We start from the raw sequence: 19896 nt of genomic DNA, 5'->3' as shown, positions 1-19896 counted from the left end.
GAGTGCGCACACTCCGCTTAAAATTATTTCGGTTGATTGGAACCGTGCTTCGAAAAACCGCCGCGCTTCGATTCCACACATTTTTTAAGATCGGAAATCTTTTCATCGCTTGTCTGCTTGAACTTGGACATCATATCCTCAAAGCTGGCAGCTTCATTTCTTCTGCTCTGCCACTCATAATTTCCGGGTCTTGAAGAACGAGGGGCAGGCGTACTGTTCCTCGGGGCGGGCGCAACCGCTTTCTTCATGGAAAGGCTTACTTTCCCATCCTCGCTGATACTCATAACCTTAACTTTTACCATTTGATTTTCAGTTACAAAATCACGAATTTCCTTAACAAAAGTGGGAGCTACCTCCGAAATGTGCACCATGCCGGTTTTTCCTCCCGGCAATTCAACAAAAGCGCCGAATTTTGTTATTCCCGTAACTTTCCCTTCCAGGATGGTTCCTACCTCAAGCTGCATATGTAAATGATTTCCTCCTTAAAAATTAGAGAGATCAATTTCCCGCGATATTGACAAACACGCGTTCTCCCGGTTTTGCAAAATTAAGGCTTTCGCGCGCTACACGCTCAATATAGTCGCTGTTCCCATTGGTCCCCGTCTGCAAAGCGTGTTTCATATCTTCATTTTTAATTTCCTGAACAACAATTTTTTGCTTAATCGTATCCAATTCCTGACGTTTCTGGCTAATCAGGATTTGCTGGTTGACAAGCGAGACGGCAGCGTAGAGTGCAAATGCGAAAACAGCGAGACGCAGCAGTAAGCTGCTTTTCTGCTTCTTATTTTTTATGACTTTCATGTGCAGCGCGGCCCCCTTTAACCTTTGCCTTCTTTTTCACTTTGCCAATATATTGATTATACACTATTGAACGGCAATGTTTCAAGCGTTTTTTCGGAATTGCTGTTACTATTTTTGTATTTTTCACAATTTTCTTTAGGATTCGAAGAATGAAATGAGATATTTTCGAGACGACCCACCGAATCGGCCTAAAAAGATAGGCTTTTATAATTTTTGAAAGGAACCGAAATACCCGCAGTGTTACAAACCCGACCGTTAAAAAATAAAAGCACCACCCAATGCCTTCCCCGGCCAGTATGTAAAACCGCACTTCCCCATAATTGATGCCTAAAGCCACAAGGAACGTGATAAAGGCGATCACAAACATATAAAAGAGGTCCTGAAAAAATACCGCACGCCGTTCGGATTGGAAAACCGTCCGAAAAATGCGGAAAATATCGTAAAACGCCCCTAAAAAAAAGCCTGTTGCAATGGAGATCAAAAATCCCTGAAGCTGCCAAGTGAGTGAAACATTCAAGCAACCTCACTCCTCTATTTGAACAGCTTTGTTAAAAATCCGCCCGTCGGCTGATTCTCCGAATAGGACATCGAACTGATTTCTCCGTTCAGGGTGAGCTCCCCCGTATCAATATTCAGTTTATTGATCTGCAACTTCGTTCCCTTGATAATCAGCTGCCCCAAATCGGTATAAGCGATGATCGTCTGCTCATCGAAGCTGTCAACATTGGAAACACCCGTCGCAGTAAGCACCCGTCGGTTTTCAAGAATCAGATTTTGCGGGCCTTTAACAGATTTTTTTTCTTCTGCCATTTCAAAACCCTCCTACTCATTCATACCAATTTGTATGCATTAGCAGAAGGACATATACTTAAAGGTTTGCCGGCCCATCGGACACAATCCGGTACATATCCGACGCGGTTTCCTTTCTGGCGTATTCGTTTACGCTGAGGACTTCCGCCTTCACGCTGCGCGAACCGAGCTGCAATTCCAGAATATCGCCGGTCTTCACGTCATAGGAAGCACGGGCGGCTTTTCCGTTCACCAGCACGCGCCCGGCGTCGCAAGCCTCGTTTGCAACGGTACGCCGTTTGATTATTCTCGATACTTTTAAATATTTATCCAGTCTCATACTGATCCTCTCATAATAAAAGGCTGTAACATCGAATTTGTTACAGCCTAAAAACCAAACAGTTAAATTATTTTGCTGTAGCTTCCTTAAATGCTTTACCTGCCTTAAACGCGGGAACCCTAGAAGCAGGAATTGTAATGGGAGAATTTGTTCTCGGGTCGCGGCCTTGCCTTTCGCTGCGGCTGCGGACTTCAAATGTACCAAAACCTACTATCTGTACTTTTTCATCTTCGGCAACAGCATTAACGATTGTGTCAATCATCGCATTAACAGCATTATCGGCATCTTTTTTGGACATACCTGCTTTTTCAGCAACAGCAGCAATTAATTCTGTTTTGTTCATAAATTTGACCTCCGTTTTTTTATTATTCAACAGCTGAAAGCTGAGAATGATTAAGTCTTTGCTTCATTCCAAAGGGAATCAAGCTGTTCCAGTGACATGGCAGCCATGTCGGTTCCTCGTTCTTCCGCAAATTGTTCCATTTTTTGAAAACGCCGGATGAACTTATCACAGGAATTGCTTAACGCTTGTTCAGGCTCAACTTTCAAAAATCGAGAAACATTTACCACGGAAAACAACAGATCGCCTAACTCTTCCATTCGGTCTTCCCCGCTGCCGGAGTCGATCGCCTCTTTTAATTCGCGGGTTTCCTCGGCAACTTTGTCAAGCGCCCCCGATACATCGGGCCAGTCAAATCCCACCTTTGCCGCTTTATGCTGCACTTTCGCACTGCGCATCAGCGCGGGCAGGGCTTTGGAAACGCTTTGCAGGACTTCCGTCTGCGTTGTCTGGTTTTTGGTTTCTTTCTTTATGGCATCCCAGTTGACAAGCACTTCAGCCGAACTGCTGACAACGGTATCATCAAAAACATGAGGATGACGGACAATCAGCTTTTTTGCGATGCCGTCCACAACATCCGAAAACCCGAAACTGTTCTTATCTTTTTCCAATTGCGCGTGAAATACTACCTGAAGTAAAACATCGCCCAATTCTTCTTTTAAAAGCTCGGCGTCATTATTATCAATCGCCTCAACCGCTTCGTAGGTTTCCTCAATGAAGTTGTTCCGGATACTTTGGTGCGTTTGCTCCCGGTCCCAAGGACATCCTTCCGGTGACCGGAGAATCTCCATGATTTTCAGAAGGTCCTCCATATTATATTTCTCTTTAAATTGAAAATCCAAATTGATATCTCCTGTAAAACCAAATATCGGTAAACTTTTATTATTTTACCTTATCCAATTATGTTTTTCAAGTATTTTCGCAATTTTTTGTCCCTTGGGCATCATGAGAATATCGTTTCTTGTAAGAGCCTTAAACCACAGCATGCAAACCAGATAAACCACTCCCGCAAACGCGATCGCGAGCAGCGTGAATAATTTGTCCAAATGCAGCAAAGTTCCCGCTTTTTGGACAAAATAGGCCAAACCCACGCTGATGACAGACGCTAAAAGGGGCTTGAAAAAAATCTGAATATAATTGAGATGAACCTTTGTTTCCCGGCAGAGATAATACAGCGCGAAAACCATGATAAAGATGTAACACACCAACGTTCCCGTACCGGCTCCCATCACGTTGATTTCCGGGATTCCAACCAGCGTATAGTTCAGCACGAGTTTAATCGCAAGGCCAACCACCAGCAGTTTTACCGGAAGATCAACCCTTCCAACCGCCTGAAGCATACTGTTGATCGGCGTGCTCATCGCGGCGAATATTGCGCCGAGGCCCAATACAACGAGGATTTTCCCGATTATGGTCGGAGCGTTTTTCTCTCCGTACAATAAAGAGGCAATCGGGGTTGCGAGGACGGAAAGCCCCAGACCGGCAGGGATCGTGATCATGGAAACGATTCGCAAAACCTGCTCTATGCTTCGTCTGATCTGTTTCGGGTCACCGCCCGTCCAGGCCTCCGTTACATTCGGAAGCGCGCTGACGCCGAATGCCTGCGTAATCGCCGGCACCAGCATAAACAGCGTGGACGCATTGGAAAAGCATCCGAATAAAAACGTGGGAACATTATTCAATTGAATAACCGAATCCGGGATAACGCCCTCGTACATTTTCAGCAGAACCTGCGAATTCTCGGCCATAATATCATTGATGCGCTTCTGCAAAAAGGTGCTGTCAATAAAAGTGGACAGGTTGACCGCCAGGGAACCAAGCGCGATCGGAATCGCCGTTCGAATCAGGCGGGAAGTCGTTAGCCGCATCGGAAGGGGGCGCGGAGAGGCGCGGAGCATTTCTTTCGTTATCCCGTCGCCGTGCCGCTTATGATATACAAACAGAAAGAGAAAGCCCATGACCGAACCGATGGTAACCCCGAAAATCGCTCCCGCGGCGGCATACGGCAGGGTCGCGATCTTAGCATATTCTGCCGAGGCCCGTTTTATGCCATAAACCGTACCGTTTGCGGCATACTCGTTCATTCCGGACTGAATAATGAGCGCCGCAAGGGTAAGCCCGAACACAAGTTTGCTTAAAGCTTCGACAATTTCAGAAATAGCCGTGGGATACATGTTACGAAGCCCTTCATAATATCCCCTGTAAATTGCCATCAGGCTGTTGAATAAAATAGCCGGGGCTAAAGCGTAAATAGCAGGCAGAGCGTTTTCCGGATTATTGCTTGCCGCGTAAGAAACATACGGCTTTGCGCCGAAAAACATAATTGAGAACGCGACAATCCCTAAAATGAAAAAGATCCGGATGGAAACCGTATGTATCTGGCGGATGTCACGATAACGGCCGCGTGCGGAATTCTCGGAAACCAGCCGGGAAATCGCAATCGGGAATCCCGCGGTTGCAAGACTGAAGATCGGAAAATAAAGGGAATATGCATTTCCGAAATAGCCGTTCCCCACCGGGGTAAGAATCCATGCAAGCGGTATTTTAAACAGCGCGCCGATAATCTTAACCAGCGCAATCGCTACCATTAAAATCAGGGCGCCGTGCAAAAAACTCTGTTTTCCTGGGGCAGCAGCCCGTTTACTTTCCATTGAGACACATCCAATACAATATAGTTACACGCATTACTGCACGATAAAATAGTATACTATATAAATAAAAATAATATGAACAGAATTGCAAGCATTAAAAAAAGGGGTGCAACACCCCTTTTTTTGCGAATGCCGTTCTTATTCCTCCGTAAGCTTATGGCCGCATTTGCTGCAGTAATCCGCACCCTGCGGATTTTCCTGACCGCAGTTCTTGCAAACCTGCTTTGCGCGCATGGAAACCAGCTGCTCATTCACGGCGTCGAGCTGTTCATACAAATCGTCGATTGCCGTAATGCATTCATTTACTAAATCGGAAGCATCATTATCCGTCTTCTTCGCTTCATAAACCGTCCTGCCCAGCGATTCGAAACGCTTTGAAATCTCATTATTTAAATCTGCAGAACTGATTCTGAGCTTGGATACATCAACAAACTGGCCTGCTTTCTTCCCCACGACATTCACTGCTGATTTTGCATTGACAACTACATCTTCAAACAATCCCATAAATACACGCTCCTTTTAATGTTATCTTAATGAGATTATAACACGAACGGCGGAAAAATCAATAAAATTCATTAATATATCCCGCCGCCGATAAACTCGCGAATAATTGAATTCTTCGGCACGAACTCACTGTTGATTGCGGTAAATTTCTCCAGATTTTCAATCAGTTTCCTGGATATAGGGTAATCCTCGCAGTCCTTCGGAACATCTTTCAGAATCGGAATCGCCTGATTCACCAAGACACAGGTTTCATAAGCATGCAAAGAGTTAATGGTGTAATCGGCGTCGCAGCGGTAGGGTTTAATGTACTTTCTTTCCCCGTCCATTACATTCGGCCACATTTCCAGCGTCCGTTCCGGTTTGGCCCCGCGGAAATTGTAATCCCGTACGATTCTTCTTACCAAACGCATTTCATTCGCGCCGAAGAGTTCGGTTTTGCCGTCATGAATTCCCTGCTTTACGCTGATATAAATCTTACAGACGCCCTTTTGGGGAAGCTGATCGATAAAAACCGGATTCAGCGCGTGGATTCCTTCCACGATTGCAATATCATGCTCCCCTAAAGAGACCAGGCGTTTGTGGGGATAAGGCATGTGGATTTCAAAATTGAAAACCGGCATATTGCAGTGGTTTGTTTGAATTAAATCGAGAAGGCATCTTTCCACCTCCGGAACATCCAGCGCGTCTACGCTTTCATAATCGTGCTGCCCGTTTGCAAGAAGCGGCGCCTGCCGTTCCCCGCGGTAAAAATCATCGAGAGAGATAATGGTCGCGCCGACACCGGCTTTTTGGAATGCATTCTTTAAAAGATTCGCCGTGGTTGTTTTTCCGCTGCTGGACGGCCCGGAAAGCATAACCAGCCTGCAATTTTTCTTCTGCGAGATAATATTCTCTGCAATGCTGCGGATGTTCTCGTGGTAAGCTTCCTCCGTCCGATTGACAAAGGCCTCCGGCTGATCCGAAGCCGCGGCATTAATCAGATGGAGTTCGTTCTGATATTCTACAAAATTTACCATAATTAGCTTTCACCTGATCTTTTCTAATAATCATTTCCTCAAAGCGATTGATATATTCATAAGGATATTTAAAGTTAAAAATCCTGTTGAGGCTGTCGGAATACGGATCCTTGATTTTGCTGACGGCTCCCGCGCCGCACGCAAGAATCGTATGCGTTTCATCCATAATAAAAACATTGTACGGACTTTCAAAGCCCGGTTTCACCCATCCGGTGTTCTCCAGATTGCCGACCATCCGGCTTTGGCGGTAAAGATAATACGGCTTATATCCGTATTTTAACAGCTGTTCATCGGCGTAATCGATCATTTGCTCCGCAGTTTGGGTATCATTGCGGAAAGGTTCGCTCTCATCCTGAAACAATCTGGCCGACCGTTTTAAAGAAAGCGTATGAACCGTAATGCTTTCCGGGGCAAGGCCGATCACCCGATCCAGCGTGGAAACAAAGCTTTCAAGGCTGTCCTTTGGCAGTCCGGCGATCAGATCCATATTGATATTGTCGAAACCAAGGTCGCGCGCAAGGGCATAGGCCGAGAGCGTCTGCTCCGCCGTATGCCGGCGGCCGATGGTTTTCAGGACTTCATCGTTTAAAGTCTGCGGGTTAATGCTGATACGGGTTACCCCGTGTTTTTTCAGGGAAAGAAGCTTCTCTGCGGTGATGGTATCCGGCCTTCCGGCTTCAACCGTAAATTCGCGGCAGGCAGAAAGGTGAAAACTTCTCCGTATCGTACTGAGAAGGGTATCAAGCTGCTCCGCAGACAAGGTGGTGGGCGTTCCCCCGCCGATATAGACGGTTTCCAGCCGCAGTTTCAGGGAAGCGGCGACTTGAGCCGTATGCTCAATTTCCCGGCACAAAAGTCGCAGGTATTCCGGAACCAGTTTTGCCGTTTTTTCCACGGATGAAGAGACAAAAGAGCAATAGGAGCAGCGTGTCGGGCAAAAAGGGATAGAAATATAAAGGCTGAAGGATTCCGGCTTTGACAAGGAAAGAATTTTGCCCTCGTTCTGCATGGTAAGGAGGCTTAATTTCGTTTTTTGTTCGGAAACCAGCAGCTGATTTTGGTAAAAATCCAGCGCTTTTGTCTCGCCCATTTCTGAAATAAGACGGCGCAGCAGCTTCACCGGCCGGACGCCGGTCAGAATCCCCCATTTCGGTACAAAGCCGCAATAAGCCGTCAGCAGCCGGAAAAGCAAAACCGCCATATGCCGTTCCTGCTCGTTCTCATTCCCGCATTCGGGAGAACCGATCCACTCCGTTTCTTCCCTGCAATATTCGCCAAATTGAACGCGTACCGTTAAAGTAAGCCCATTCGGTTCCTTTTTTATCCCCGTATAGATAAGCATTTTCTCTTTGCAGTTTTCCGGAAATTTCCCCAAAACTTTGATTTTTTGGTATGGGAAAAAGAGCCGGCACAGATTTTCCATCTCATAATGGAAGGTATGGCCGTCAATCAGCAGGGTCATAAGCGCTGTTCCCCATAAACGGATTGTTTTTTCTTTCAAATTCCAGTGTCGTTTCGCTTTCATGCCCGGGATAGATATGGTAATCCCCTTTCAGGTTTTCCAGTCTTTTCAGAGATTGGAGCATCTGGGTATAGCTGCCGGTCGGAAAATCCGTTCTGCCGCAGCTGCACTGCATCAGCGTATCCCCCGTAAAAATGGCGTCTTCCACAACGAAGCAGCAGCTTCCGATCGTATGCCCCGGCGTATGCAGAACACGGATTTTCAAACTGCCAAGCTTAATGGTATCGCCGTCGTTCAGCACAACATCTGCCTTGAACGCCTGGACCGGCTGCGATGTAATCGCAGTGGATAAATTCAAAGAATTGTCGCTTGTAAAGGGCACGTCGTCGCTGTAAAGATAAACCACTGCGTTCGTCAGCTCTTTGACTGCATTTACACCCAGTATATGGTCAAAGTGGCCATGCGTTAACAAAATTGCTTTGACTTTGCCCGCTCCGGCCTCCATGACCGCCTTTGTCAGTTCCGGACTTTCAAAGCCCGGATCAATTACCGCCGTATCCCCCGTAGCGTCGTCGGTTAATAGATAGCAGTTTGTCGGAACAACGCCGCCGGTAATTTCTGTTATCTTCATAGAATACACCTCTATTCGAATTTGTATTAGGAACGTTTTATGGAGATAATCCCCTGAATATTGGAAAGGCGGGAAATGATACTGTTCAGATGCTCCAGTCCGTTAATCGTGATCGTGGCACAAATGACGGCGCTGCCATCCTTTGTCTCCCTCGAATTCAAGGAATGGATAAAAATATGCATATTGAAAAGCTGCTGTGTCACATCGGCAAGCAGACCGGAACGGTCTATCGCAACAATTTCCAGCGTAGATTTAAATTCTTCTTTTACTACTCCCGTCCAGTGCGCCTGAATCCATCTTTCCGGTTCGGAAGCTTCACTCAGATTTTTCGGTACATTGGAACAGGTACGTTTATGAATGGATACGCCGAACCCGCGCGTGATAAAGCCGATAATATCGTCGCCCGGAAGCGGGTTGCAGCAGCGGGAAAATTTAATCAGACAGTTGTCCATTCCGTCAACGGTAACACCGCCAACGGGCTTTTTCGGCGCCTGCTTTGCCGGAGCCTGCGCCGGTACAGGCGGAGCGGGGCGCTTCTCCTTCATATAGTCTTCTTTAATTCTCGGCATAATCTTCCAAAGCTGGATGCCGCCGTAACCAATTGCGGAATACACGTCGTCCGCACTGGTGCAGTTCTGCTTTGCGCCGATTTTTTCAAGCAGGGCGGCAAGCTCCGCTTCGTTCAGTTCAATGCCGTTGCGCCGGAATTCACGCTCCAGTTCGGCCTTGCCTTCAATAATATTCTCGTCGCGCTTTTCGCGCTTGAACCACGCGCGGATTTTATTGCGCGCTTCGCTTGTCTTTACAATTTTCAGCCAGTCGCGGCTCGGCCCGTGCGTTTCCTTGGAAGTCAGAATTTCAATAATCTGTCCGGTCTTGACTTTATAATCGATCGGCACAATGCGCTTGTCCACTTTTGCGCCGACCATGCGGTTGCCGACGGCGCTGTGAATCGCATAGGCAAAATCGATGACGGTTGAACCGGAAGGAAGGCTGATGACATCGCCCCGCGGCGTAAACACAAACACTTCTTCCGGAACCAGATCCGACTTGATGGTGCGGACAAGGTCGGTGGCGTCTTCGTTGTCCTTTTGATTTTCCAGCATTTGGCGAATCCAGGCAAGCCGCTGCTCCAGCGAATCATTGCTCTTGGGGCCGATACCCAGTTTATATTTCCAGTGCGCGGCAATACCATATTCCGCAGTATGGTGCATTTCCCATGTGCGGATCTGAACCTCGAACGGAATGCCGTCCTTCCCGATTACCGTTGTATGGAGGGACTGATACAGGTTCGGCTTCGGCGTGGAAATATAATCCTTGAACCGGTTCGGAATCGGGCGGTACATATCATGGATAATGCCCAGTACGTTATAACAGTCGTTTACTGTATCAACAATCACGCGAACCGCGTAAATATCATAGATTTCTTCCATGGAACGGCCTTGAATAAAGGTCTTACGGAAAATACCGTTAATACTCTTTACGCGCCCTTCCAGATAAACATTGGGAATCAGCGGCGATACGCGTTCGTAAATATACTTTTTCGTCTGGTCAATAAACGCCTTGCGTTCGTTTCTTCTTAAAGCAAGGCCGTTTTCAATTTCTTCGTAGGCAACCGGGTCCAGGCACCGGAGGGATAAATCCTCCAATTCCTCCTTAACGGCACGAATACCCAAGCGGTGCGCAATCGGCGCGTAAACCTCCATATTTTCCAGCGCTTTGTCACGCTGTTTCTGCGGAGACATAAATTCGATGGTACGCATATTGTGCAGGCGGTCGGCCAATTTAATAATGATAACGCGGATGTCATCCGCCATTGCAATCAGCATTTTCCGAAGGTTTTCCGCCTGCTGTTCCTCGCGGGAAGAATAAGGGATGCGGCCTAACTTCGTCACACCGTCAATCAGATTTGCAATTTCCGGGCCGAAGCTTTTCTTAATCTGCTCCAGATTGACCGGCGTATCCTCGACAACATCATGCAGCAGGCCGGCCGCTACCGATTCGGTATCCATACCCAGTTCAACAAGAATACAGGCTACCGCTACCGGATGAGAAATATAGGGTGCTCCGGAAAGGCGTTTTTGATCCTGATGGGAGGTAAGTGCGAGCTGGTAGGCGCGGTCGATTACGGGCATGTCGTAGTCGTGCTCGCTTTCGTTAATTAAAGCGATAAGATCATCGTAAGTTTTCAGCGGCCATGCCATATCATTCCCCCACCCTTCCCAGCAGTTTCAGATTTTTCAATATGTCGGAGCCGAATAAATCAACTTTATGCGTTGTATGTACGATTTCCGCCTTGATGATGTCGCCCGGCTTTTCCAGCGTAATCAGCCGGTACTCCGCCAGAACATCCAGCACGGTTAAAAGCATTGCCATGTTGCCGACGTCCTTGGCGCGTTCCAAAAGAATTTCCGGACTTCCGCAAAAGCCGTTTACGTCCCGAATCATTCTGTAAACAGCGGCAAACGCACCGCGGTTTGGGAACAGCCGTTCCAATTCGTTCTTTGACAGCCGTTCCCCTCTTTTGGATTTTTCATAAAGCGCCGTGTCTGCCAGAACCGCGTCTACGTCGATATCGGATAATTTTATGTCTTTAATAAAGATGGAAAGCGTATTTTTGCCGTTGTATTCCCTTGCGTCCAAGGTTACTGCAAGGTCAAGGATATCACCCGGACGGTACGGAAATTGTTCAAGAGTCGTACCGAATTTCATGCAGCGGACAGTACAGCCGTTCTGCATGACGCTCACACGCAGATGTTTTCCGCCGCCGACCGGCGTAATATTGGACAGGGTTACATGATACAGGCCGAACAGCGGGGACGGATTTCCCATGCCAAAGGGTTCCAGCGCATGGATTTCCTGCGGAATCTCCACCGACAGGTCGCGCGGATTCAGAATGCAATCGATTTTCAGTACCTGCGTCGGCATCAGACTACCCAAGGAAGCGGCGTAATCGTTGATTGCCTTTCGAAACGCGGGAATATTTTTTGTTGATAAAGTCAAACCGGCCGCCATCGGATGGCCGCCATACTGCGACAGGAATTGGCCGCAGGCGCTGACCGCCTGAAACAGCGAAAATCCCTCAATACTTCTGCCGGAGCCTTTCGCTTCCTCCCCGTTATAGGAAAGAATGATACTCGGCTTCCCAAACTGGTCGGTAATACGGGAGGAAATAATGCCGATGACCCCGTGATGCCAGTTTTCACCCTCAATCACTAAAACACGGTCATAAAGGCGTTCCGGTTCATCCTGAAGCTTTTGCATGACTTTTTCGTATATTTCTTTCTCAATCTGACGTCTGTATTCGTTATCATCATTGATTTCCGTGGAAAGCTCACACGCTTCCTCCGGATATTCGGAAATTAAAAGACGAACCGCGCGGTCCGGAGAACCAATCCGCCCGGTTGCATTAATGCGGGGAACCAGCGTAAAGGCAACATTTCCGGCCGTAAGCTGTCTTCCTTCCACACCGGCCCGCTCCATCAGCGCCCTCAGTCCTAACCGGTCCGTACGCGAAATCATTTTTAATCCGGCTTTTACAAAGCTTCGGTTTTCGCCGGTAAGCGGTACGACATCTCCTATTGTACCGATTGCAACAAGGTCGGCATAATTATCGAGCAAAGCTCCGAGATTACAGTCCTCGCCTTCCAGTGCCATAATCAGCTTAAATGCCACCCCAACGCCGGAATAGTCTTTATAAGGGCAGTCACAATCCACGCGATAAGGATCGACCACAGCATATGCTTCCGGCAATTCCGTCCGCGGGCGGTGATGGTCCGTTACGACAACTTCCATCCCTAAACGATTCGCATACGCTACTTCCTGGATGGAAGAAATGCCGTTGTCCACGGTTACAATCAGATTGACTTCCTGCGCATGCAGCGTATCGACCGCATTGCAGTTCAGGCCGTAGCCCTCCCCTTCACGCTCGGGAATATAATAGATGACATTCGCGCCGCAGGATTCCAGATAGGAATACAGCATTGCGGTCGCGGTTACGCCGTCTGCATCATAATCTCCGTAAACAGCGATTTTTTCGAAATTTTCAATCGCATTTAAAATACGGTCAGCCGCTTTTTCCATATCGGTAATCAGAAAAGGATCGGAAAGATTTCCTTCTGAACGAAAGAACTTTTCGAACTGTTCCATTTCCACAATGCCGCGTTCTTCCAGCAATACGGCAAGAAGCCCGGATATATTCATATCTTTTGTAATCTGTTTTGTTACATTCGGATTACTCTGAAATACTTCCCATTTCTTTAAACTCACAAACGACACCTACCCCATAATTAATCATTGTATCATTTTGACAAATAATATTCAATATTTTATTCTTCTTCGAGATAAGAATGGAAGAAAAACAGAAATATTCGAACCGTTTTCCTGTCTTTCCTGAAATATTCAGACAATTTTAATTCATTTCATCTATAGAGCGGCAATAAAAAAGCCACCGATGAATGGAAACATCGGTGGTTCTTTATAAATATTGTTTTGTAAGCTTTTAGGCTCTTGCTTCGGCTTTTTGTTTTGCCTTATGGTTCTGCCACATAACATAAAGAGGTCCTGCAATACAGACGGATGAATAACAGCCGGTAACAATACCGACCATCATCGGCAGTGCAAACGTTGTTACACTGGAAATTCCATAGACCTGTCCGACTATAAACACGGTTGCAATGGAAGAGAAAGTGCAGCCCGCCGTAAAGAGGGAACGGGTAAACGTCTGGTTGATACTTGTGTTAACCAAAACGGAATACGGCGTTTTGGGACCCATCAGTCTGCGGTTCTCTCTGATACGGTCATAAATGATGATCGTATCATTCAGCGAATAACCCAGAATGGTCAGTACGACGGCAATGAAGCTGTCGTTCAGCGGAATTCTGAAGATAATAAATGTGAAATAAACCATAATGACGTCATGCAGCAATGCAAGAACGGCCATTACACCGGCGGACATACCGCCGATCTTTTTAAACCGGAGCGCAATGTAAAATACGAGCAGAACGCAGGTAAGCAAAATAGCAACCATACATTTTGCAAAGAAACTGTGACCCATGGTCGGGTTAACAGAACTGGATGATACAACCTGGAAATTCGCATCCGGATATTTTACGGTAAGCGCTTTCGCAATTGCCTGCTGATTATCAACGGAAATAGACTCTGTTCCTGCAAAAGAAATCGAAACATTATTTTTTACAGATTTGCCGTCAGAGGATTTCACATTCTCCAAAATATGGACTGTAACGTCCTTTTTCGTTGTATCCTGAACGATTTTTTCTACTTCTTCCTGTACGATCTTGCCGTCAAAGGAATATTTGATTTCGGCGCCGCCCTTAAACTGGATATCCAGCTGGGTACCGAATATAACGTTAAAAATCAATCCGATGACCATAATGCCGAGAGAGATTGCAAAGAAAATCTTTCTGTTTTCAAAAAATCTAATTTTAAAGGTTTTCATTCTGCGGCACCTCCGTATAACCATTTATTGCGCGCGAACTTAAACCCGGAAATTGATTTTGTCATTAAACGGGTAGCCGTTACGCCGAACAGGAAGTTACCGACAATACCGATAAGCAGCGTGTAGCCGAAAGAATAGATCGAGCCGGTAGTGGATGCGCCGAACATCGCGGAGAGGATGTTGGAAGGCCCGAATACAAGCATCAAAATTACACCAACGATAACAACGGTGATATTCCCGTCGAAAATCGCCCAGAAGCTGTTGTCGTCGCCCTTTTGAATTGCTCCGTCAAGGGTTTTTCCAGACCAGAGTTCTTCTTTAATTCTGCTGGCGGTAATAATGTTTGCGTCGACGCCCATACCGATGGAAAGAATGATACCGGCGATACCGGGCAGCGTCAGCGTGAAGCTGGGGATAAACGCGAAGTACCCGGATACTGCCGCAAAGGACAGCGCAATTTGTCCGAGCAGAGCGATAATCGCAATGAAGCCCGGAAGCCTGAACTGGAACAGCATGAATACACAGATGATGCCAAAAGCAATCATTCCTGCAATCAGCATTGCGTGCAGAGAAGAGGAACCCAGCGTCGGGCTGATTGTGCTGAAGTTTGATGTCGTAAGCTTAAACGGAAGCGCACCGGCGGTAATCTTGTTTGCCAGAGCGGAAGCTTCCGCAGCCGTAAAGTTGCCCTGAATCGAGCACTTGCCGTCGGTAATAACCGCGTCTACTCTTGGATTGGAAATACGGACGTCGTCCATCCAGATGGAGATGATTTTGCCCTGCATGCTCTCGGTGGCGGCGGCAAATTTCTTGGTGCCGCTGTCATTGAGTACCATGCCGACCTGATAAGTTGCCTTGCCGGTCGTCTGATCCTGATACATTTCAGACTTGGCGCTTTTAATATCACTGCCGGTTAAAATAACATTGGTCGCTGTCTCACCCTTCGGTGTTTTGTAGACAGGTTGTCCATCCGAACCGGTTGTCGCTGTTGTATACTCGTCTCCCGCGCGGAAGGTAAGCATCGCAGTCGCGGAAAGTTCTTTAATGGCGCTTTCCGGATCAAAGGTCTTTTCATCGTTCTTCCAAGGGAAACGTACAATAATACGATCATTGTTATAATCGGAATATAACTCATAATCGGTAATGTGATTGGTCGTTAAGCGGACTTCAATGATTGATTTTGCGGAATCAATCTGTTCTTTGGTCGCTTTTTTTGAAGTTGCCGGGCTGAATGTTGCCTCGACGCCGCCGTTAATGTCTATTCCCCATCTAATGTCGCCAACACCCTTTATGTAGGTGGTCGAATTATCCCCGTTTTTACCCTTAATTCCAAAGGTTGCGGAATAAGTTAAAAACAGTATGAGGAGGGCGACGATGAAAAATACAGGTTTTGCTACTCGCTTCATTCGTAAATCCTCCAATTTTGGTTTTCTGTGAATCCTCGCAGACGTAACACATCAATTATATGGTTAATACATTAAAATGTCAATTAGTTTGACAAGATTATTCGTGAAGACATCCAAAAAAAGAAAGGGAGCCAAGCTCCCTCTCTTATGGATTTAATAATTTTTCCGCCGCGGCAAGCTGAACGCAAATACAGAATAAATCCATGGCAACCTGCAGCTCGGCAACCGGCGGGTACGTCGGCGCAACACGGATGTTGCTGTCGTTCGGATCCTTCCCGTACGGAAAAGTCGCGCCCGCACCGGTAAGGGTTACTCCGGCTTCTTTGCAAAGGGAAACCACCCGCTTTGCACATCCGTTCAAAACATCGACACTGATAAAATACCCTCCGTTTGGATGGGTCCATCGGGCAACGCCCTTTCCCCCAAGCTCGGATTCCAGCTTATCGATTACCGCTTTAAACTTCGGTGCAATCAGCCTGCGGTGTTTCTTCATCTGCTCCATCACGCCGTCATAGTTTTTAAAGAAATACAGATGTCTTAATTGATTCAATTTATCCGGACCGATTGTCTGATAGGAAAAATACTCTTTCAAAACGGCCAGGTTGCTGTCGCTTGCGCCCAGCGCCGCCACGCCGGCACCCGGAAAAGAAATCTTGCTGGTGGATACAAAGAAGATCGGCAAATCCTCATTGCCCGCCTTTTTGCATTCAAGCCATAAATTCAGGAGCTGATCCGGCGTATCGGTTAAATCGTGCACGCAATAGGCGTTATCCCAAAAAATCCGGAAATCCTTTGCGGCGGGTTTTAAAGCGGCAAAACGGCGAACGGTTTCATCGGAATAGGTGATCCCCTCCGGATTGGAATACTTTGGAACACACCAGACTCCTTTGACGGTTTCATCATTTGAAACCAGCTTTTCCACGACATCCATGTCCGGACCTGTCGGCAGCATGGGCACCGTAAGCAGTTCAAAGCCGAAGTATTCCGTAATGGCAAAATGCCTGTCGTAGCCGGGAGACGGGCACAAAAACTTCACCGGGCCCTGTTTGCCCCACGGCTGACAGCCCGAAAAGCCATGGGTCATTGCGCAGGAAACCGTATCAAACATCATATTCAGGCTGGAATTGCCGCCTGCAATGATATTCGAGGCTTCAACCCCCATCAACTTTGAAAAGAGTTCGCGCATTTCGGGAAGCCCGTACGGCATACCGTAGTTGCGGCAATCCTCCCCGGTTGAAGCGTAAAGATCGGATGCGGAGTTTAATGCGTCCAGCATACCCATGGAAAGTTTAAGCTGTTCTGTTTCCGGCTTTCCGCGGGCCATATTTAATTTTAACCCTTTTGCTTTAAAACGGTTATAGCGTTCCTGTAAGTCCGCCCTTACCTGGCTTAACTCTTTTTCTGACATTGACGCGAAATCCAATATGAGCATCTCCCTATCTTAAAATGCATATCAAGTTAAAAACTAGGTACTATTCTAATATATAATATGAAAAAATGCAAGTTAAATTGATAAATCCTGCATATAAGAAAAGGAGAGCATATTTATTTTATTTTATGTAATTTGCCAATTCGGTATCTACCTTTTGAATATGGTTCAGAAGCCAATTCATAAGAAAGTAATTTGTTTTGGATACAACCGCAATCGAAGCGCCGTTTTCCGTAATATCCTTCTTTAAATCAGCAATCTGCTTTTTAAAATACTCATGCATTTCTTTATGTTCCTTGCATTTCGGATAAGTACTGCTGCGCTGCAGTTTCTCCTCATCGGAGAAATGCTTGATGGTGTACCCCTCCAGGAATTCAAGCGTCTTGATGATTTCGTCCCTGCCCTTTCCCTGATTGCACGCGGCAAAGAGCTGGTCAATTCGATCGCACAGTTCCTTATGTTCGCTGTCAATCAGCGATACTCCTATTTTCAGACTTTCTTTCCACATTGCCATATGAGACACGTCCTTTCTAAAATTCTGCGGTGCCCGTTGTGCGCGGGAACGGCAGCACATCCCGAATATTTGCGATACCGGTCAAATACATCACAAGGCGCTCAAAGCCGAGACCGTACCCCGCGTGCTTTGTACCGCCATAACGCCTTAAATCCAGATACCACCAGTAATTGTCCTCGTTCAGCTTAAAGTCTTTCATTCTCTGCTGAAGAACCTCCATGCGTTCCTCACGCTGACTGCCGCCTATAATCTCGCCGATACCCGGTACAAGAAGGTCAACTGCGGCAACCGTCTTTCCGTCGTCATTCAAACGCATGTAGAAGGCTTTAATTTCTTTCGGATAATCGGTTACAAAAACAGGCTTTCCGAATACCTGCTCCGTTAAATACTTTTCATGCTCTGTTTGCAGATCGGTTCCCCAATCCACCTTATATTCAAATTGATCGTTGTTCTTTTTTAAAATGTCGACTGCTTCCGTATACGTAACACAGGCGAAATCCGAATGGACAACGTTATTTAAACGTTCAACAAGCCCCTTGTCTATAAACTGATTGAAAAACGCGATATCATCCGGACAGGTGTCCATAACATATTGAATGACGTACTTCATCATCGCTTCGGCAAGCCGCATGTCGTCCTGCAAATCCGCAAACGCAATTTCCGGTTCAATCATCCAGAATTCCGCCGCATGGCGCTGCGTATAGGATTTTTCAGCGCGGAACGTCGGGCCGAAAGTATACACCTTGCCAAACGCCATCGCCATGCATTCCGCCTCAAGCTGGCCGGAAACCGTAAGGGACGTATGCTTTTGGAAAAAGTCCTGAGAATAATCAATCGTCCCGTCTTCTTTGCGCGGAGGGTTGTCCGCGTCCAGTGTGGTAACGTTGAACATTTCGCCGGCGCCTTCGCAGTCGCTTCCGGTAATCAGAGGGGTATGGACATAAATGAATCCGTTCTCGTTAAAGAATTTATGAATGGCAAACGCCGCGGCCGAACGCACGCGGAACGCCGCGCTGAACGTGTTGGTACGCGGGCGCAAATGCGCAATCGTACGTAAATATTCCAGCGAATGACGCTTCTTCTGCAGCGGATAATCCGGAGTGGAAAGGCCTTCCGCTTCAATTTTATCGGCATGGATTTCAAACGGCTGTTTCGCCTGAGGCGTCAAAACCAGTTCTCCGGTAACTACAATGGCTGAACCGACGTTCAATTTCGTAACTTCTGTAAAATTCGAAATTCGATCCGCCTCAAAAACAATTTGAACTCCCTTGAAGCAGCTGCCGTCGTTCAATTCAATGAATCCCAGCGCCTTGGAATCGCGAATCGTACGAACCCAGCCGCAGACCGTTACCGTTTTCCCGCCAAGCTCCGCCGTATTCGAATATAATTCGGTTATTTCAGTTCTCTTCAATCTGAATACCTCCTAAATTTGCTTCCAGAATATATTTATATTATAACACGAATCCGCGCTATGCAATACTCAATACGCCGGAAAATGTGAAAATTTCGAGAATCTTCAAAATAGGGGTTGATTTTTGCTGAAACATTCGTTATAATATCAGAGTTGCCTTTGATAACCAAGCAACAATTGCCATTCGGAGAGGTATTCTAATGGTAAGGAGCCACATTGGAAATGTGGTGTGCCGCAAGGCATTGTGCGTTCGAGTCGCATCCTCTCCGCCAAAAAGCCCATCAGCATAAGCTGATGGGCTTTTTTCTATAGAAATTGGTAAGTCGGACGGGCTCTCCGCTTTTTATACTCCACAATAAATGCAAATGAACAGAAGAGCGGAGAGAATGAAATATGTCCTGCCGGTAGACCGGCAGGGCGAATCATATAGCATCGGGATTCCATAATTCTATCAGGAAGAGTATTTCACTTCATCCGTGGTATTGTTTGGAATGGTTCGTATATCAGCGTTTTTCTTACGCTCCTCTTCTATAATTTTATTTATTTTTTCGTAAAAAAGCTCATTGTCAATCTCGCTGTTCCCCTCAATGAGTGTAAAAGGTTTGTGATTCAATGTCGTCGACCCCTCTATTCATAAAATTCATTCTTTCCTGAACATAAGCGTTTTCAAGGAGTTTGATAAAAGGTTCTATGTACTGCTGGATAAAATCTTCAATTTCTTCTTTGTTTTTTCCAAAGCTTCCCGCCTTTGTACAATCAAGCTGAAGAATAAAACAAATATTATCAAAATCTCCCTTGTGAGAAATCGCAATATATTCGGTGATTTTTTCATGTGTGGGGCCAAATTTCTTTTTAATCCCTTTTTCGTCTAAAATATAGGTCTTTTCTATGGACGTCATGAGAATATTTTTAAAAAATTTCTCACAATTTGACACCGGCTGCGGGCGATTGTCGCCCTTGCTTAAACTGTTCGATTTATACCCGGGCATGGTATACATCAATTCATTCCGATTCAGAATTTGTTTAATAACGCTGATTCGAAAGCTGCGGTCTTCGTATTGATTTGAAAAAATCGTATATAATGAATTACAGACAAACTGCGACAAAGAAGCAAAGATTTCTTCCTTTTCATCGGGGCCAAGCG

The 19896-nt window shown here is 46.4% G+C and carries 20 protein-coding genes and 1 tRNA gene; 1 reads left to right on the top strand and 20 read right to left on the bottom strand.

Translation table 11 applies throughout. The annotated features are described in order from the left end of the window. Positions 1-23: 23 nt before the first annotated feature. The 19 genes from OUY18_RS02740 to asnS form a co-directional block, all read right to left on the bottom strand. The gene (locus OUY18_RS02740; protein ID WP_268057169.1) at positions 24-464 is read right to left on the bottom strand and encodes a S1 RNA-binding domain-containing protein; all 441 of its coding nucleotides are present in this window, start codon (positions 462-464) and stop codon (positions 24-26) included. 34 nt (positions 465-498) lie between these two features. After that, positions 499-801, bottom strand: a complete 303-nt coding sequence (locus OUY18_RS02735) for an FtsB family cell division protein (protein ID WP_268057168.1) — start codon at positions 799-801, stop codon at positions 499-501. Then, complete coding sequence (gene yabQ / locus OUY18_RS13845; RefSeq protein WP_419196109.1) at positions 782-1318, bottom strand: spore cortex biosynthesis protein YabQ; 537 nt, start codon at positions 1316-1318, stop codon at positions 782-784. Before yabQ ends, OUY18_RS02735 begins: the two co-directional genes overlap by 20 nt. 14 nt (positions 1319-1332) lie before the next feature. Further along, positions 1333-1611 (bottom strand): sporulation protein YabP, encoded by a 279-nt coding sequence (gene yabP / locus OUY18_RS02730; RefSeq protein WP_268057167.1) that lies wholly within the window; start codon positions 1609-1611, stop codon positions 1333-1335. A gap of 58 nt (positions 1612-1669) precedes the next feature. After that, complete coding sequence (locus OUY18_RS02725; protein ID WP_268057166.1) at positions 1670-1930, bottom strand: RNA-binding S4 domain-containing protein; 261 nt, start codon at positions 1928-1930, stop codon at positions 1670-1672. Between the two features lie 67 nt (positions 1931-1997). Then, complete coding sequence (locus tag OUY18_RS02720) at positions 1998-2273, bottom strand: HU family DNA-binding protein (RefSeq protein ID WP_268057165.1); 276 nt, start codon at positions 2271-2273, stop codon at positions 1998-2000. A gap of 50 nt (positions 2274-2323) precedes the next feature. Next, the gene (mazG, locus tag OUY18_RS02715) at positions 2324-3112 is read right to left on the bottom strand and encodes a nucleoside triphosphate pyrophosphohydrolase (protein WP_268057164.1); all 789 of its coding nucleotides are present in this window, start codon (positions 3110-3112) and stop codon (positions 2324-2326) included. A 45-nt stretch (positions 3113-3157) separates the two neighbouring features. After that, positions 3158-4921 (bottom strand): putative polysaccharide biosynthesis protein, encoded by a 1764-nt coding sequence (locus OUY18_RS02710; protein ID WP_268057163.1) that lies wholly within the window; start codon positions 4919-4921, stop codon positions 3158-3160. A 138-nt stretch (positions 4922-5059) separates the two neighbouring features. Continuing rightward, complete coding sequence (locus OUY18_RS02705) at positions 5060-5425, bottom strand: zinc ribbon domain-containing protein (protein WP_268057162.1); 366 nt, start codon at positions 5423-5425, stop codon at positions 5060-5062. A gap of 71 nt (positions 5426-5496) precedes the next feature. Next, complete coding sequence (locus OUY18_RS02700) at positions 5497-6441, bottom strand: uridine kinase family protein (RefSeq protein ID WP_268057161.1); 945 nt, start codon at positions 6439-6441, stop codon at positions 5497-5499. After that, entirely contained in the window at positions 6398-7903 is a 1506-nt protein-coding gene (gene hemZ, locus OUY18_RS02695) for a coproporphyrinogen dehydrogenase HemZ (RefSeq protein ID WP_268057160.1), read from the bottom strand. The genes OUY18_RS02700 and hemZ overlap by 44 nt, the downstream gene beginning before the upstream one ends. Next, complete coding sequence (locus OUY18_RS02690; RefSeq protein ID WP_268057159.1) at positions 7887-8534, bottom strand: MBL fold metallo-hydrolase; 648 nt, start codon at positions 8532-8534, stop codon at positions 7887-7889. The genes hemZ and OUY18_RS02690 overlap by 17 nt, the downstream gene beginning before the upstream one ends. 26 nt (positions 8535-8560) lie before the next feature. Next, positions 8561-10738 carry a RelA/SpoT family protein gene (locus OUY18_RS02685; protein ID WP_268057158.1) on the bottom strand — a complete coding sequence of 726 codons (2178 nt, stop codon included), beginning with the start codon at positions 10736-10738 and terminating at the stop codon, positions 8561-8563. A 1-nt stretch (position 10739) separates the two neighbouring features. Continuing rightward, entirely contained in the window at positions 10740-12803 is a 2064-nt protein-coding gene (gene recJ, locus OUY18_RS02680; RefSeq protein WP_268057157.1) for a single-stranded-DNA-specific exonuclease RecJ, read from the bottom strand. Between the two features lie 232 nt (positions 12804-13035). Beyond that, positions 13036-13992, bottom strand: coding sequence for a protein translocase subunit SecF (gene secF / locus OUY18_RS02675; protein ID WP_268057156.1), 957 nt, complete (start codon positions 13990-13992; stop codon positions 13036-13038). After that, positions 13989-15398, bottom strand: coding sequence for a preprotein translocase subunit SecD (gene secD / locus OUY18_RS02670; RefSeq protein WP_268057155.1), 1410 nt, complete (start codon positions 15396-15398; stop codon positions 13989-13991). Before secD ends, secF begins: the two co-directional genes overlap by 4 nt. A 145-nt stretch (positions 15399-15543) precedes the next feature. Next, positions 15544-16806 carry an aminotransferase class I/II-fold pyridoxal phosphate-dependent enzyme gene (locus OUY18_RS02665; RefSeq protein WP_419196108.1) on the bottom strand — a complete coding sequence of 421 codons (1263 nt, stop codon included), beginning with the start codon at positions 16804-16806 and terminating at the stop codon, positions 15544-15546. A 142-nt stretch (positions 16807-16948) separates the two neighbouring features. Further along, positions 16949-17341, bottom strand: coding sequence for a bacteriohemerythrin (locus OUY18_RS02660; RefSeq protein ID WP_268057154.1), 393 nt, complete (start codon positions 17339-17341; stop codon positions 16949-16951). Positions 17342-17357: 16 nt separating this feature from the next. Beyond that, a complete protein-coding gene (gene asnS / locus OUY18_RS02655) occupies positions 17358-18752 on the bottom strand; it encodes an asparagine--tRNA ligase (protein ID WP_268057153.1) in 1395 nt (464 codons plus the stop codon). A gap of 186 nt (positions 18753-18938) precedes the next feature. Here asnS and OUY18_RS02650 point away from each other — a divergent pair. After that, a tRNA-Ser gene (locus OUY18_RS02650) sits at positions 18939-19024 on the top strand. Positions 19025-19336: 312 nt separating this feature from the next. Here OUY18_RS02650 and OUY18_RS02645 read toward each other — a convergent pair. Next, positions 19337-19651, bottom strand: a complete 315-nt coding sequence (locus tag OUY18_RS02645; RefSeq protein ID WP_268057152.1) for a hypothetical protein — start codon at positions 19649-19651, stop codon at positions 19337-19339. Positions 19652-19896: the final 245 nt, after the last annotated feature.

The organism is Caproiciproducens galactitolivorans, assembly GCF_026672255.1.
Classification (GTDB): domain Bacteria; phylum Bacillota; class Clostridia; order Oscillospirales; family Acutalibacteraceae; genus Caproiciproducens; species Caproiciproducens galactitolivorans_A.
This window is presented reverse-complemented; position numbering and strand designations above follow the sequence as displayed.

Bases quoted from the DNA above. Each gene is read 5' to 3' on its own strand.
- OUY18_RS02740 (WP_268057169.1), bottom strand. From the start codon at position 464: ATGCAGCTTGAGGTAGGAACCATCCTGGAAGGGAAAGTTACGGGAATA.
- OUY18_RS02735 (WP_268057168.1), bottom strand. From the start codon at position 801: ATGAAAGTCATAAAAAATAAGAAGCAGAAAAGCAGCTTACTGCTGCGT.
- yabP (WP_268057167.1), bottom strand. From the start codon at position 1,611: ATGGCAGAAGAAAAAAAATCTGTTAAAGGCCCGCAAAATCTGATTCTT.
- OUY18_RS02725 (WP_268057166.1), bottom strand. From the start codon at position 1,930: ATGAGACTGGATAAATATTTAAAAGTATCGAGAATAATCAAACGGCGT.
- OUY18_RS02720 (WP_268057165.1), bottom strand. From the start codon at position 2,273: ATGAACAAAACAGAATTAATTGCTGCTGTTGCTGAAAAAGCAGGTATG.
- OUY18_RS02710 (WP_268057163.1), bottom strand. From the start codon at position 4,921: ATGGAAAGTAAACGGGCTGCTGCCCCAGGAAAACAGAGTTTTTTGCAC.
- OUY18_RS02705 (WP_268057162.1), bottom strand. From the start codon at position 5,425: ATGGGATTGTTTGAAGATGTAGTTGTCAATGCAAAATCAGCAGTGAAT.
- OUY18_RS02700 (WP_268057161.1), bottom strand. From the start codon at position 6,441: ATGGTAAATTTTGTAGAATATCAGAACGAACTCCATCTGATTAATGCC.
- hemZ (WP_268057160.1), bottom strand. From the start codon at position 7,903: ATGACCCTGCTGATTGACGGCCATACCTTCCATTATGAGATGGAAAAT.
- OUY18_RS02690 (WP_268057159.1), bottom strand. From the start codon at position 8,534: ATGAAGATAACAGAAATTACCGGCGGCGTTGTTCCGACAAACTGCTAT.
- OUY18_RS02685 (WP_268057158.1), bottom strand. From the start codon at position 10,738: ATGGCATGGCCGCTGAAAACTTACGATGATCTTATCGCTTTAATTAAC.
- secF (WP_268057156.1), bottom strand. From the start codon at position 13,992: ATGAAAACCTTTAAAATTAGATTTTTTGAAAACAGAAAGATTTTCTTT.
- secD (WP_268057155.1), bottom strand. From the start codon at position 15,398: ATGAAGCGAGTAGCAAAACCTGTATTTTTCATCGTCGCCCTCCTCATA.
- OUY18_RS02665 (WP_419196108.1), bottom strand. From the start codon at position 16,806: ATGTCAGAAAAAGAGTTAAGCCAGGTAAGGGCGGACTTACAGGAACGC.
- OUY18_RS02660 (WP_268057154.1), bottom strand. From the start codon at position 17,341: ATGGCAATGTGGAAAGAAAGTCTGAAAATAGGAGTATCGCTGATTGAC.
- OUY18_RS02645 (WP_268057152.1), bottom strand. From the start codon at position 19,651: ATGACGTCCATAGAAAAGACCTATATTTTAGACGAAAAAGGGATTAAA.